This window comes from Pedobacter sp. (assembly GCF_965249885.1).
In the GTDB taxonomy this organism is placed as follows: domain Bacteria; phylum Bacteroidota; class Bacteroidia; order Sphingobacteriales; family Sphingobacteriaceae; genus Pedobacter.
The window spans coordinates 3,735,639-3,750,073 of sequence record NZ_OZ252254.1; the positions used below are offsets into that span (position 1 = coordinate 3,735,639).

The 14,435-nt window shown below is 39.2% G+C and carries 10 protein-coding genes; 6 read left to right on the forward strand and 4 right to left on the reverse strand.

The features are described 5' to 3' along the window. The first annotated feature begins 18 nt into the window (after window positions 1–18). The 4 genes from ACY2A0_RS15900 to ACY2A0_RS15915 all read left to right on the forward strand — a co-directional run bounded on the left by ACY2A0_RS15900 (window position 19) and on the right by ACY2A0_RS15915 (window position 5,464). Window positions 19–447 (forward strand): deoxycytidylate deaminase, encoded by a 429-nt coding sequence (locus ACY2A0_RS15900; protein WP_113636318.1) that lies wholly within the window; start codon window positions 19–21, stop codon window positions 445–447. Between the two features lie 832 nt (window positions 448–1,279). Then, on the forward strand, window positions 1,280–2,806 hold the full coding sequence (guaA, locus tag ACY2A0_RS15905) for a glutamine-hydrolyzing GMP synthase (protein WP_461790357.1): 1,527 nt from the start codon (window positions 1,280–1,282) through the stop codon (window positions 2,804–2,806). Between the two features lie 27 nt (window positions 2,807–2,833). Further along, window positions 2,834–4,198, forward strand: a complete 1,365-nt coding sequence (locus tag ACY2A0_RS15910; RefSeq protein WP_461791697.1) for an ABC transporter substrate-binding protein — start codon at window positions 2,834–2,836, stop codon at window positions 4,196–4,198. Between the two features lie 102 nt (window positions 4,199–4,300). Next, a complete protein-coding gene (locus ACY2A0_RS15915) occupies window positions 4,301–5,464 on the forward strand; it encodes an RsmB/NOP family class I SAM-dependent RNA methyltransferase (protein ID WP_461790359.1) in 1,164 nt (387 codons plus the stop codon). 220 nt (window positions 5,465–5,684) lie between these two features. On the opposite strand, the gene ACY2A0_RS15920 is transcribed toward ACY2A0_RS15915, so the two are convergent. Both ACY2A0_RS15920 and ettA read right to left on the reverse strand, forming a co-directional pair. After that, window positions 5,685–6,260, reverse strand: coding sequence for a MarC family protein (locus tag ACY2A0_RS15920; RefSeq protein ID WP_461790360.1), 576 nt, complete (start codon window positions 6,258–6,260; stop codon window positions 5,685–5,687). Between the two features lie 217 nt (window positions 6,261–6,477). After that, on the reverse strand, window positions 6,478–8,157 hold the full coding sequence (gene ettA, locus ACY2A0_RS15925) for an energy-dependent translational throttle protein EttA (protein WP_461790361.1): 1,680 nt from the start codon (window positions 8,155–8,157) through the stop codon (window positions 6,478–6,480). A 1,087-nt stretch (window positions 8,158–9,244) separates the two neighbouring features. Here ettA and ACY2A0_RS15930 point away from each other — a divergent pair. Continuing rightward, window positions 9,245–9,595 (forward strand): endonuclease domain-containing protein, encoded by a 351-nt coding sequence (locus tag ACY2A0_RS15930; RefSeq protein WP_461790362.1) that lies wholly within the window; start codon window positions 9,245–9,247, stop codon window positions 9,593–9,595. 571 nt (window positions 9,596–10,166) lie between these two features. Here ACY2A0_RS15930 and pdxR read toward each other — a convergent pair. Then, entirely contained in the window at window positions 10,167–11,639 is a 1,473-nt protein-coding gene (gene pdxR, locus ACY2A0_RS15935) for a MocR-like pyridoxine biosynthesis transcription factor PdxR (RefSeq protein WP_461790363.1), read from the reverse strand. A gap of 155 nt (window positions 11,640–11,794) precedes the next feature. On the opposite strand from pdxR, the gene ACY2A0_RS15940 reads away from it, so the two are divergent. Beyond that, entirely contained in the window at window positions 11,795–13,663 is a 1,869-nt protein-coding gene (locus ACY2A0_RS15940) for a TonB-dependent receptor plug domain-containing protein (RefSeq protein ID WP_461790364.1), read from the forward strand. A gap of 325 nt (window positions 13,664–13,988) precedes the next feature. Here ACY2A0_RS15940 and ACY2A0_RS15945 read toward each other — a convergent pair whose 3' ends face one another. Next, a complete protein-coding gene (locus ACY2A0_RS15945; protein ID WP_461790365.1) occupies window positions 13,989–14,378 on the reverse strand; it encodes a DUF1398 domain-containing protein in 390 nt (129 codons plus the stop codon). Window positions 14,379–14,435 lie beyond the last annotated feature (57 nt).

Here is a 14,435-nt window from a genome sequence, read left to right on the forward strand (position 1 = left end):
AGTTTCAACGAAATTTATATGAATCTGGCGTCGGATTTGGCTGGGCGTTCACACTGTGTGAGGGCTCAGGTGGGTGCGGTGCTTACCAAAGACACACGGATCATCTCCATTGGTTATAATGGTCCGCCTCCTGGTACCCATAACTGCGATGAAGAATGGCCGGAGACAGGCTGTGACAGAGACAGTAAGGGAAGTTGCTCATTGGCTTTGCATGCAGAAGAAAATGCAATTTTATATGCCGTAAAAAATGGTTCGAAGATAGAAGGAGCTACCTTGTATACTACTTTGTCGCCTTGTATTGCCTGTGCTAGGTTAATCCTTTCTTCTGGTATTAGAGAAGTGTTTTATAGAGATTCTTATGCGGCTTACAAAGGTTTGGCTAGTGACGAAGGCGTGGATTTTTTGAATAGGTTTGGTGTAAGAACGACTTTGTTGAGTAGGAAGTGATATTATTTTTTAACCACCTAAGACACCTTAGTAATCGCAGTATTTGTTTAAAATCTTCTTCCTAAAAGTGAAGAGTAGTTTCGTCATTGCGAGGAACGAAGCAATCTTAAAGCGGTAGTTGTCAACTTAACAATCATTATTTTTAGCCACCTAAGACACCTTAGTAGATTGCAGTATTTGTTTAAAATCTTCTTCTTAAAAGTGAAGATTTGTTTCGTCATTGCGAGGAACGAAGCAATCTTAAAGCGGCAGTTGTCAACTTAACAATCATTATTTTTAAACCACCTAAGACACCTTAGTAATCGCAGTATTTGTTTAAGATCTTCTTCCTAAAAGTGAAGAGTTGCTTCGTCATTGCGAGGAACGAAGCAATCTTAAAGCGGCAGTTGTCAACTTAACAATCATTATTTTTAGCCACCTAAGACACCTTAGTAGATTGCAGTATTTGTTTAAAATCTTCTGCTTAAAAGTGAAGAGTTGCTTCGTCATTGCGAGGAACGAAGCAATCTTAAAGCGGTAGTTGTCAACTTAACAATCATTATTTTCTAACCACCTTAGACACGTTAGTGGATTTTCCTAATAAACATTCTTAGGTTTTTAAAGTGTCTTAGGTGGTGTTTTGATGATAACAGTGTTTTGACCATTCTATATACCTTAAATAGACCTGATAGAAGCGAGCATCCCGATGTCATCCTGAGCTTGTCGAAGGATATCGGGATAAAGCGGATAGCAGGACTTTCGGGATTGATAAGCACTGCATTTGCTCTTCAAAAAAAATCAAATAAGCTTTAAACAATTAAACAAATATCATCTCAAATTCTTACTTTTGCGGATGCTAGAAAAAATCATTATCCTCGATTTTGGTTCGCAATTTACACAGCTTATTGCCCGCCGTGTTCGCGAACTGAATGTATACTGCGAAATTCATCCATTTAACAACATTCCAACGCTTGATGACACTGTAAAAGGTGTAATCCTTTCGGGAAGTCCGTTTTCTGTTCGTCAGGAAGATGCTCCGTTTGTAGATTTGAATTTGTTTAAAGGACAGCCATTATTAGCAGTTTGTTACGGTGCGCAGTTTATAGCGCAACAAAGTGGAGGTAATGTTGAGGCATCGGCAACTAGAGAGTACGGCAGAGCTAATTTAAGCTTTGTAAATAACGAAAATCCGTTGTTTAAAGGCATTTTGGTTGATTCGCAAGTGTGGATGAGCCACGGGGATTCGATTACTAAAGTTCCTGATCATTTTGAAATTATTGCAAGCACTTCTGAAGTAAGAGTTGCTGGCTATCAGGTGAAAGGCGAAGATACTTACGCAATCCAGTTTCACCCAGAAGTAACACACAGTACTGATGGCAAAATCTTATTGCAGAACTTTTTGGTGGGTATTTGCGGTTGCAGCCAAGATTGGACTTCGGATGCATTTGCAGAAACTACCATTGCAGATTTGAAAGCGCAATTGGGTGATGATAAAGTAGTTTTAGCACTTTCGGGCGGTGTAGATAGCAGTGTGGCTGCGGTTTTATTGCACAAAGCTATCGGTAAAAATTTGCACTGTATTTTTGTAGATAATGGCTTGCTTCGTAAAAATGAGTACGAAAGTGTGCTAGAGCAATACAAAGATTTTGGATTGAATATCAAAGGAGTGGATGCAAAAGATCGTTTCTTGAGCGAGCTTGCTGGCGTTGAAGATCCGGAGAAAAAACGTAAAATTATTGGTCGTGTGTTTATCGAAGTTTTTGATGATGAGGCGCACCAAATACAAGATGTGAAGTGGTTAGCGCAAGGCACTATCTATCCTGATGTAATCGAGTCAGTTTCAGTAAAAGGTCCTTCGGCAACTATTAAATCGCACCATAATGTGGGCGGACTGCCAGATTTTATGAAGTTGAAAGTAGTTGAACCGCTTAAAACTTTATTTAAGGATGAGGTGCGTAGAGTTGGAAACACTTTAGGCTTAGAATCATTTATTTTAGGCAGACACCCTTTCCCGGGACCTGGTTTAGGAATCCGTATCATTGGAGAAGTTACGGCAGAAAAAATCGCTATTTTGCAGGAAGCAGATCATATCTATATTCAAAATTTGAAGGATGCTGGTTTGTATGATCAAATTTGGCAAGCAGGAGCGATTTTCTTACCGGTACGTTCGGTAGGTGTAATGGGTGATGAGCGTACTTACGAAAACGTAATTGCGTTGAGAGCGGTAGAGTCTTTAGATGGAATGACGGCAGATTGGTGCCATTTGCCTTACCCGGTATTAGCGAAAATATCAAACGAAATCATTAATAAAGTAAAAGGAATTAACCGCGTAGTTTACGATATTAGCTCGAAACCACCAGCAACTATCGAGTGGGAATAGGTGAATAAAACTGATGCCTACAAATTCTTGAAGCAAGTATTTAAAAGTTCAAACCACATAGCCGCAGGGCTGTTATCTTTAAGTAATTGTTGCGGGAAATTTGTAGGCATTTATGTGTCTTCAGGTTTCTTGATGTGTTTTCAAAAAAAAGATATGCCAATGTGGATCGATAAAATCAATTTGTACAGTAAAAACAGGTTTTTCCGAACTTATGTAGGTGTTGTTATGTTAGCGGTTGTTACTGTGGTTTACAGTTGTTCTCCTAAAGTGACCAAACCGGTAGTAAATGTACCTGTAAACCCTGTTGAGCAAAAAGTAGAACCGAAGTTTACACAGGGTAATATCAGTGTTTTTATACCCTTTCAGCTCAATCAGTACAACTTAAAAACCATTAATAAATCGCAAATTGGCAAAGCCGATATGCCTTTAGATTTTTATCAAGGGCTGATGTTGGGCATTGATTCTGCTGCTAACGATGGACTGAATTTTAAGGTGAATGTATTTGATAGCAGAGATAATACCAGTCAGTTGGCGGCTTTGAGCAAAAAGGAAGCGGTTAAGCTGAGCAATTTATTGATAGGTCCAGTTTTTCCCGATGGAATTAAGTACATGTCGGCATTTTCGGAAACCAATAAATTGCCTATGATATCGCCCTTAGCGGCTTCTAGACCTGCTGAATTCAACAATCCCTTTTTGGTTTCGGTTGTGCCAGATATTGATATGCATGGTTTTAAAATGGCAGATTACATTGCTGCAAACTATAAAGCAGATCAGTCGATTGTAGTGTTGATTAACACGAAAAAAGCTAGCGATGAAGCATTTGCGAGTCCTATTAAACGCAGGTTTGCTGCTAAATACCCAACTGTGGTTGTACAGGAATTTTCATCAACATATGTATTTGAAACGAAGATGGTTAAAAGCAAAAAATATGCGGTTATAGTTTGTTCGGACGATGCGCCATTTGTAGCGCCAAGTTTAACTAAATTGTATCGTCTTAAAACCATTGCAGGTTATCCAATCCAAGTATTTGGCCATCCTAATTGGACAAAGCAAACTTACAATATTGAACAGTTACAAAATTTGCAAGCGGCCATAACTTCGTCCTACCATGTCGATTATAAAAGTAAAAGGATCATTGATTTTGTAAGGATATATAGAGCGAAATACGATATTGAACCTACGGAATATGCTTTTAGAGGATTTGATACTGGTTACTATTTTGGAAAGATTTTAGCTAAATACGGTCCAAATTATGCCGATTTTTTACTCAAAGAAAAATATAAGGGTTTACACAACGATTTCGAGTTTGATTACAATGCCGAATATGGTTATTTCAATAGACATTTGACTGTATTGCAGTATAAAGATACGGCCTTGTTGAAAGTAGATTAAAGCACGCTCTCTACGGCATTTCTCGTAAAGAATAGAAGTTGGATTTTGCGAAGGCCACTATAATTAACGTAATTTTACTTTTGATTTTTTACTTTTAACTTAATGAAGGTACATCACCATATCAGGGCATTTGAGCAGGTTTTAGCAAGTTACGATGGAAAGTTGCCGTTGCATAGGCATTTGGTTGTTTATTTCAAGCAAAACAAGCAGATGGGTTCGTCGGATAGGAGGTGGGCAAGCAGGTATATTTATAGCTACTTTAGGTTAGGTAAGGCTTTGAAACAATTGAGCGCATTAGAACGCCTCGCCGTTGCTGATTTCCTTTGTAATACCGACGTTAGCTTAATCACGGAGCATACCTTTCCATCGGCTGTGCCGCATGTCGAAAAATCGGTTACTGAAAAGGTGGATTTTGTAAAGTCTCAGTATCCAGCGTTTAATTTGGAAGATGTTTTTCCATTTCAGCATAACTTATCATCGGGTATTGATAAAACGCAATTTTTATTGTCTTTATTTGTCCAGCCAGATCTTTTTATTAGGGTTAGAGAAACACATCAGTCCACTATCAAAGCCAAAATTGAGGCAGCAGGTATAGCTGTTACTACACGTTCAGATACCACTTTGGCATTGCCTAATGGAACTAAATTAGAACAAGTCATAGACGATCAGAGACTGTATCAGGTTCAAGATTTTTCTTCTCAAAAAACTGGAGCTTATTTTAAACCGCAACCTTATGATAATTGGTGGGATTGCTGTGCTGCATCTGGCGGAAAATCTTTGCTTATACATAGTTTGGAGCCGAAAGTGAAATTGCTGGTTAGCGATGTAAGAGAGACAAGCTTGGGCAATTTGCAGGAGCGGTTTCAATTAGCAGGCATTAAAGATTACCAGAAAAAAGCGATTGATTTACTGCAAAATAATGATCAAATCTTGCATCACTACGAATTTGATGGGATTTTGTTAGATGCACCTTGTTCTGGCTCGGGAACTTGGGGTCGTACACCAGAAATGTTGCATTTTTTCGAAGAGTATAAGGTTGCCAATTATACCAAACTGCAGCAAACCATCGCCGAGAATGTAGTGAAATATCTAAAGTCGGGCAAGCCTTTGATTTATATGACCTGCTCTGTATTTAAAGCTGAAAACGAAGACGTGGTTGATTATTTGCTCGAAAAACTTCCATTAAAATTGGAAAAAATGGAATTGATCAAGGGATATAATGATAAAGCAGATAGTATGTTTGTCGCTAGATTAATCAAGCAATAGATTTCTAACTTTCAAGATGAATTAGGCATAAGAAATGCCCATTTTTTATCAGCCTCAATTTATTTCAGGGTCGACAGGCTTTTTGGTTATGTCCTTTATTTTCCCACGCAAATAAGCAATAGCTTCAAGGAGTATGGCTAGCGCACCAATGTACAAAGTGAATTGCTCAAATAGGTTCATCTAATTGGTTTTTTATTTAGATGAATTTAAGCAATTAATGTTACAATCCAGTATTTGTTCTAAATAATTTAATGGCGATTGCAAGTAAGATAACTCCAAAGCTTTTGCGCAGCACATTTAAGCCCGTTTTGCCCAGCAGTTTCTCTAATCTAGAAGTGTTTTTGAGTACGAAATAAACGAACACCATATTCAAGATAATACCGATCAAGATGTTTTCGGTACGATATTCTGTTTTTAAGGATAAAAGCGTAGTTAAGGAGCCTGCACCAGCAATTAACGGAAATGCAAGCGGTACAATTGATACGGTTTCAGGCGCTTCTTCCCTAAAGAAGTTGATGCCCAATACCATTTCCATAGCAATAAAAAATATCACTAATGAACCCGCAATTGCAAAAGACTGTACATCAACTCCAATGATATTTAAAATTCCCTTTCCACCAAAAAGGAACAAAATCATAATTACTGTAGCTACCAGAGTCGCCTTTTCTGATTGGATATGACCTGCTTTTTTGCGTAATGAGATGATAATAGGAATGGAACCTAAAATATCTATTATCGCAAATAAGATCATTGTGGTAGATAGAATTTGGTTGAAGTCGAATAATAGTGGTTCCATAACGTTTGAATTTACGCAAAAGTACAGCTTTAAATATTAAAGTTGTGAATTAAACCATATTGATTTTCAAGCATAAAAAAAGCGACCACAAAATGTAAATCGCTTATATTTTCGTTGTTAACCACCTTAGACACCTGCGGGACCGTAGTCTTAATTGTGCGAAGGGCCTAAGATGGTGAAGAAATCTAAAATCGTAATTCTAAATTTTAAACTCTCCTTATCCTAATTTTTTATATCTGATTCGTTTCGGAGTAACGTCGCCTAAACGTTTTTTACGGTTTTCTTCGTAATCAGAATAGTTGCCTTCAAAGAAGTACACTTGCGAATCGCCTTCGAAAGCTAAAATGTGTGTACAAATACGGTCTAAGAACCATCTGTCGTGACTAATCACTACTGCACAGCCTCCAAAGTTTTCCAAAGCTTCCTCCAAAGCACGCAAGGTGTTTACGTCAATATCGTTGGTAGGCTCATCCAGTAATAACACGTTAGCACCCTCTTTTAAAGTAATTGCCAAGTGAACACGATTACGCTCACCACCGGATAATACGCCAACTTTCTTCTGCTGATCAGCACCATTGAAGTTAAATTTGGAAACGTAAGCTCTAGAATTTACTTGTTTGTTACCCAACAACATGTTGTCTAACCCATCGGTGATGTTTTCATAAACCGTTTTGTCGGGGTTTAAATCGTTGTGCATCTGGTCGACATAGCCTAATTTCACCGTTTCGCCAACTTTAAAATCTCCGCTATCTGGTTGTTCCTGACCAGTGATTAGTCTAAATAAGGTGGTTTTACCGGCACCGTTTGGTCCAATAATACCTACGATACCCGCTGGTGGTAAAGAAAAGCTTAGATCTTCAAATAACAACTTACCATCGTAAGCTTTGGAAATGTGATTAGCTTCAATGACTACATTACCCAAACGAGGTCCAGCAGGAATAAAAAGCTCCAATTTTTCTTCGCGTTCCTTACCGTCTTCGCTAGCTAATTTGTCGTAGTTACTTAAACGAGCTTTAGATTTCGCGTGACGAGCTTTTGGCGCCATACGCACCCATTCCAACTCACGCTCTAACGCTTTCTGACGTTTGCTTTCGGTTTTTTCTTCTTGTGCTAATCGTTTCGCTTTTTGATCCAACCACGAAGAGTAGTTACCCTTCCACGGAATACCTTCACCACGATCCAATTCTAAAATCCAGCCTGCTACATTATCCAAGAAATACCTATCGTGGGTTACCGCAATAACAGTACCCTCGTAGTTTTGCAAGAATTGCTCTAACCAATCGATACTCTCCGCATCCAAGTGGTTGGTAGGCTCATCTAGTAGTAATACATCTGGCGATTGAAGCAACAAGCGGCACAAAGCTACGCGGCGGCGCTCACCACCTGATAATACAGCTATTTTCGTTTCAGGATCAGGGCAACGCAATGCATCCATAGCACGCTCTAGCTTGTTGTCCAATTCCCAAGCGTTTGAGGCATCTATTTTATCCTGCAGTTCGCCTTGGCGCTGCATTAGTTTGTCCATTTTATCGGCGTCAGAGTAGTTTTCTTCTAATCCAAACGCTTCATTAATTTCTTCGTACTCTTTCAAAATTGCAGTGATTTCCGCAACTCCTTCTTCAACTACTTCTCTAACCGTTTTTTCTGGGTCAAGTTCTGGTTCCTGAGCTAAATAACCTACCGAGTAACCTGGGGAAAACACCACTTCACCTTGGATAGATTTATCTAAACCAGCGATAATTTTTAATAGTGATGATTTACCGGATCCATTTAAACCTACAACGCCAATTTTGGCACCGTAAAAGAAAGAAAGATAAATATTTTTTAAAACCTGTTTTTGTGGCGGGTAAATCTTGCTTACACCTGCCATTGAAAAGATTATTTTTTCGTCTGACATGTTAAAATTTAGTTTGTGCAAAGATGCCATTTATTTTGGAAAAGTCCGAAAGATATAAGGGCTACGTCTGAAGATAGAGCATATTAAAATTTTTAGATCTTTTAAAGAAGTAATTTGCTACCCTCTCTGTCCCTTGGACATCTCTCCCTGGGAGGGAGAGAGCAGCGTTGATTTGTGGACACGTGGTGTTTACAAGGAAGTTGGGTATTGTCTAGCTTAGTAAGCTATATCTTGCCATTCTGCTTTTCTCTCCCTTTGGGAGAGATGCCGAAGGCAGAGAGGGTTTCATCCTTCCTATCAGTTTATAAAGTTTTGATTACTACAATGGTTTGTTTTACCCTCTCTGTCCTGTGGACATCTCTCCCTGGGAGGGAGAGAGGAGCGTTGATTTGTGGGCTTGTGGTGTTTTGTACGGAAGTTGGGTACTGCCAAGCCTTTGCAACCATCTTGGTACTTGCTATTCCTTTTGGCTATACACTTACCTAGCTGCTTTTCTCTCCCTCCCAGGGAGAGATGCCGAAGGCAGAGAGGGTTTAATCCTTCCTATCCGTTTATAAAGTTTTGATTACTACAATGGTTTGTTTTACCCTCTCTGTCCTGTGGACATCTCTCCCTGGGAGGGAGAGAGCAGCGTTGATTTGTGGAATTGTGGTGTTTTGTACGGAAGTTGGGTACTGCCAAGCCTTTGCAACCATCTTGGTACTTGCTATTCCTTTTTGCTATACACTTACCTAGCTGCTTTTGTCTCCCTTTGCGAGAGATGCCGAAGGCAGAGAGGGTTTTATCCTTCCTATCCGTTTATAAAGTTTTGATTACTACTACGTTTTTTTACCCTCTCTGTCCTGTGGACATCTCTCCCTGGGAGGGAGAGAGTAGCGTTGATTGGTGGGCTTTTGGTGTTGTATGGAAGTTGGGTACTGTTGTCTAGGCCAGTAAGCTATATCTCGCCATTATGCTATTCTTTCCCTTTGGCTATACACTTACATAGCTGCTATTCTCTCCCTTTGGGAGAGATGCCGAAGGCAGAGAGGGTTTTGATTAAAGAGGTTTAAAATAATTTTATCTTTAAACTATCAATATATTCCCTATGGATTCTAAGCTATTCAGAAAACAACTTCGTAAAAATCAAACTTTAGCTGAGAATGCTTTTTGGCAAATGGTTAGAGCAAACAAATTTTTAAATTTAAAATTTAGGCGTCAACACACCATTGGAAGATACACTATTGATTTTTACTGTTCAAAAATTAATTTAATTATAGAGTTGGACGGTTCCGTTCATGATAATTTAGGACAATCTCTATATGATGAACAACGAGAACTAAATCTTAAACAGATGGGATATGTTGTCATACGCATCGAAAATGATGCCGTACTGAATTACAGTGAAGTGGTAATTACAGATTTGGAGCGACAACTTCGTTTGATTGGAGTGGTATAGTCGGAAACGTTGTTTAGTTGACCCTCTCTGTCCTCTTATGACAGCTTTGATTACTGCTATGTTTTTTTACCCTCTCTGTCCCGTGGACATCTCTCCCTGGGAGGGAGAGAGCAGCGTTGATTTGTGGACTTGTGGTGTTTTGTACGGAAGTTGGGTACTGTTGTCTAGGCTAGTAAGCTATATTTCGCCATCCTGCTCTTTCTCTCCATTTCGCTATACACTTACCTAGCTGCTATTCTCTCCCTTTGGGAGAGATGCCGAAGGCAGAGAGGGCTTTATCCTTCCTATCCTTTTATAAAGTTTTGATTATTACTATGTTTTTTACACTCTCTGTCCTGTGGACATCTCTCCCTGGGAGGGAGAGAGCAGCGTTGATTTGTGGAATTGTGGTGTTTTGTACGGAAGTTGGGTATTGTCTAGACTAGCAAGCTATATCTTGCCATTTCTGCTATTCTCTCCCTTTGGTTATACACTTACCTAGCTGCTATTCTTTCACTTTGGGAGAGATGCCGAAGGCAGAGAGGGTATAACGGCGTTTGATGCTCTGAAACTTGTCTAAACAGCCAAAAAACTAACCATTCAAACAACCAGCCACTATCTCCAAACTCTTTTCCATTTCTTCTATAGTTAAATGGCCAAATCCAATTCGCATAGCGGTAGTTTTCCTGTTTTGATACAAGATGTTTTTAGGAATAAATAAACCTTTTTGTTCGCAGTTTTTTGCCAATTGCAACAAGGAGATTGGTTTTTGCCAGTTGAGCCAAAGCGCTAAACCACCGCTAGGTTTATTGAAATTTACATTATCGCTAAAGTATTTCGTGATCAATTCACAGCAATTATCTCTTCGTCCCATATAAACTTTCAGGGATTTTTTCAAGTGTCTGTGGATATCTCCCTCGGCAATCATTTCTCCTAAAACCTGTTCCATGTTCACGTCGCCATGTCTATCTAACAAGCCAAGATATTTCTGCATTTCACGGATCAAATTTTGGGGCGCAACAACAAAACCAGTGCTAAATGACGGAGCAAGCGATTTGCCGAAAGTGCCGGTATAAATCACCATGCCATTTAAATCTGCACTAGCTAATGGCATAATGGTACTTTTTTCATACTGAAAATCGTAATCATAATCATCTTCAATAATTACAAAGCCGTGCTCTTGGGCTAACTGTAAAAGTTTTACCCTTCGTTTTGCACTTAAAGTAACCGTGGTAGGGTAGTGGTGGTGCGGTGTGATATAAACTGCCCTAATTTTGGTCGATGCCAACTTTAGCTCCAGTGCATCCATATCAATCCCATGCCCATCTACGGGTATAGTTTGTAAGTTTGCCTTTGCCGATTGAAAAATCATGTTGGCAGTAAATAAGCCAAGTTCGCCTACTATCACCACATCTCCCGGCGAAATAATTAGCTGGGAGATAATGTAAAGGCTCATCTCCGTACTTCTGGTAATCAGTAAATTATCCTTCGAAATATGTAGGCCTCTCGAACTATTAAGGTAATTGCTCAGCTGCTCCTTAAAATAAATAGAAGCTTGCTTGCTGGTCATTTTTTTTACGGTACTTTTTCTTTTTAAAGAAGCGCTGTATAAGCTAGAAAGTTGGTTGAACTGCGTTAACCTAACATCCGGCAAACCATCGTTCAATTGGTAAGTACAGTTACTTTCTTCGAAAGGGTTATCCAAAATATTGGATTGTTTAAAGCTGTAGCTAGTTTTAGTAGGATAATTTGCCAAAGAAACCAAAGCATCATAAGGCCTTTCCACTAATTTGGTTTTGTTGTCCATTACAAAAGCACCTTTGTTAGGTTCAATGGCAATCCAGCCTTGGTAATGCAAGTCTTCGTAAGCGGCAATCACCGTCTTTCGGTGTAGTGATAACAATTCGCTTAGCGTTCTACTTCCCGGCATTTTAGCGCCAGCAACTAAATAACCCCTTTGTATCGCATTGATGAGTTGTTGCGCCAACTGCAAATAAATTGGAGTTTTTGCTGCTCTATCTAAGGATATGAAACTTAAAAAAGGAATATTAACCGGACTACTCATTTTATTAAAACTGGACTATTGTAATGTTCCGGAAAGATACGAGTTTTGCGGCGAAGTCTGGAAGGTGAAAATGGTTAGTCTGAAAGTCCTTACCTGTTAGTTTAGGATTTGCAAGACTAATGAGCCGGTGAATCAACAAACATAAATTTTTAAAGGTGAACAAGATATTACTACCATTATTAACGCTCAGTTCGACTATCGCATTTGCGCAGCAAGTAAAACAAGACACTACTAAGCTTAACGAAATTGTGATTTCTGAAAATAGGTTACAAATGCCATTTAGCAAGCAAGCTAGAAACATTCAGTTGATCACTAAAGAGCAAATTGCTGAAATGCCGGTAAAATCTATCAACGAAGCATTGAGTTTTATTGCAGGAGTTGACGTTAGACAAAGGGGGCCTTTCGGTGCGCAAGCCGATATCAGTATTGACGGCGGTACGTTTGAGCAAACACTCATTTTACTCAATGGTGTTAAAATATCCGATGTGCAAACCGCACACCATTCGATGAATATCCCTGTGCCCTTATCTGCAGTGGAGCGTATTGAAATAATAAAAGGTCCGGCAGCCCGTATTTACGGTATCAACGCATTAACAGGCGCTATCAACATCATTACAAAAACTTCTGAAAGCCAAAGCATAGCTATTAATTTGCAAGCCGGAAGTTCTTTTGAAGACAAAGCTATGGGCGACGGTAGCGGTATTTACGGCGGTGCCTCGGCACAAGCTGCAATTAGGATGGCCGGAAAAAATAGCGGTCATTTAGTAGCTTTTGGCCTCAATGATTACAACGGACAGCGTTACAACAGTAGTACTTATGATTATAGGTTTTTTTATCAGGGTGATGTAGCGCTTGATGATAAAAACAAGTTCAACTTCATGGCTGGCTATATCAATAATGCCTTTGGCGCAAGTGGGTATTATGCAGCTCCAGGAGATAAGGAAGCGTTTGAAATAGTGAAAACTGGATTGATTGCTTTGGGATCTGCACATCAACTGAGCAAAAAATTCAGTTTGCGACCAAGGTTAAGCACCCGCTATAACTGGGATGATTACCGTTATTTCCGTAACGATTTAACCCGGGCTAGATCACTGCACCAAACTAAAGTGTGGTCGGCCGAATTGAATAGTAGCTTAACTACTTCAATTGGTGATTTTGGCTTCGGTTTGGAATCTCGTTCCGAAGATATTGAAAGCACCAACATTGGAGATAGAGAAAGATATAACCACGGCGCTTACCTAGAATATAAAACCGAGGCGATAAAGAACTTACTTCTGAATTTAGGTACTTATGTTAACTACAACACGCAGTACGGATGGCAAGCTTTTCCAGGGTTGGATGTTGCTTATCTTTTTGCGCCGAAATGGAAGTTTGCATTTAATGTGGGCTCAAGTCAACGCATTCCATCCTTTACCGATTTGTACTTGAACCAACGCCCAGGAAATATTGGTAATCCTAACTTGACGTCCGAAAATGCTTGGCAATATGAGTTTTCCTTACAATACAAGGTGTCAAGTTTCCAAATTCAAACTGGCTATTTTTATCGCAACATTAATGATTTTATTGATTGGGTGCGCAGTTCAAGCAGTGTGCCTTATCAACCACAAAACTTTGGTAATAACAAAATTCAAGGTTTTAATGTAATGCTAGGTCAGTCGTTTAATGTTGGTACAAGAAGTGCCATAACTTATCAGCTAAGCTATAACTATTTACATGCGGGAGAAATCAGCTACACTAATAACGTTACCTCAAAGTATGTAGTAGAGAATTTAAAAAATCAGGCTTTGGGTAGGCTAACCTACAAAAATGGTAACTGGCAGCTGATGGCAGGTGGAAGGTGGATCGAGCGAGCTTTGAAAAATCCATATTTTGTTGGTGATTTACGCTTGACCTATGGTAAAAGAAATTGGAACGTATATACTGATGTTACCAATATTGGCAATGCCAGTTACATTGAAGTCGCTGCAGTGCCGCTGCCAAAAAGGTGGTTTGCTTTGGGTACTAATATCAAGTTTGATTTATAAAAAGACGGTAGTCATCTAACGTAGCATCTGTTGAAACATCATTAATGATTGATCCAACAGATGCTAACTCATTTTCTAAAAGCGGAATTGCTATTCCGCTTGCTTTTTTCTGCTTTTATAGCCGAAGAAAACATAATGAATAAGATATTTTTGATTGTCTGTTATTAGGCATAATCCGCATTTTGTCATTCTTGAAAATTTCAAGAATCTATTCCCTAATTGCCAAGTATAGATTCCTCCTAGCGTCGGAATGACAAAATGCTTAAGAAATAGGCTTATTAGAAATTACGCACATTCAAAAAATATAAGACTGAATCTTCGAACGTTACTCTGGGATTTTTTCTACTAAGATTTCTTTACCAGCCTTGTCGTAATAAGTGCAGGTCATTTGATTTATGCTGATGATCCATTTTTCAATGCCGGTTGAAGCACACATTTTAATGAAGGTCAAATAATCTGTTTTGCCCTGTTGATGCGCTAGTAACTCAGCTTTAAATTCATCAATGTTTGTTTCATCGGCAATAGCCAATGTTTCGTATTTTTCAGGTACTTTGGCTGTGCGGTTATCAGCTCCATGGTAATCAATGTGACCATCGCTAACGTAGGCTTCGTAATGTGTAACGCCCAGTTGTTTGATTTCCCGGATGTATGATGGAAAGTCAGCTCCTGATTTTACTTTGCTGTGTGCAGCTTTGATTTGTTCTACTGTAAACATTTTTTGTTATCCTTTACTTATTATTTGTAGTCACAAAATTGCCTCACGGGAGTGATT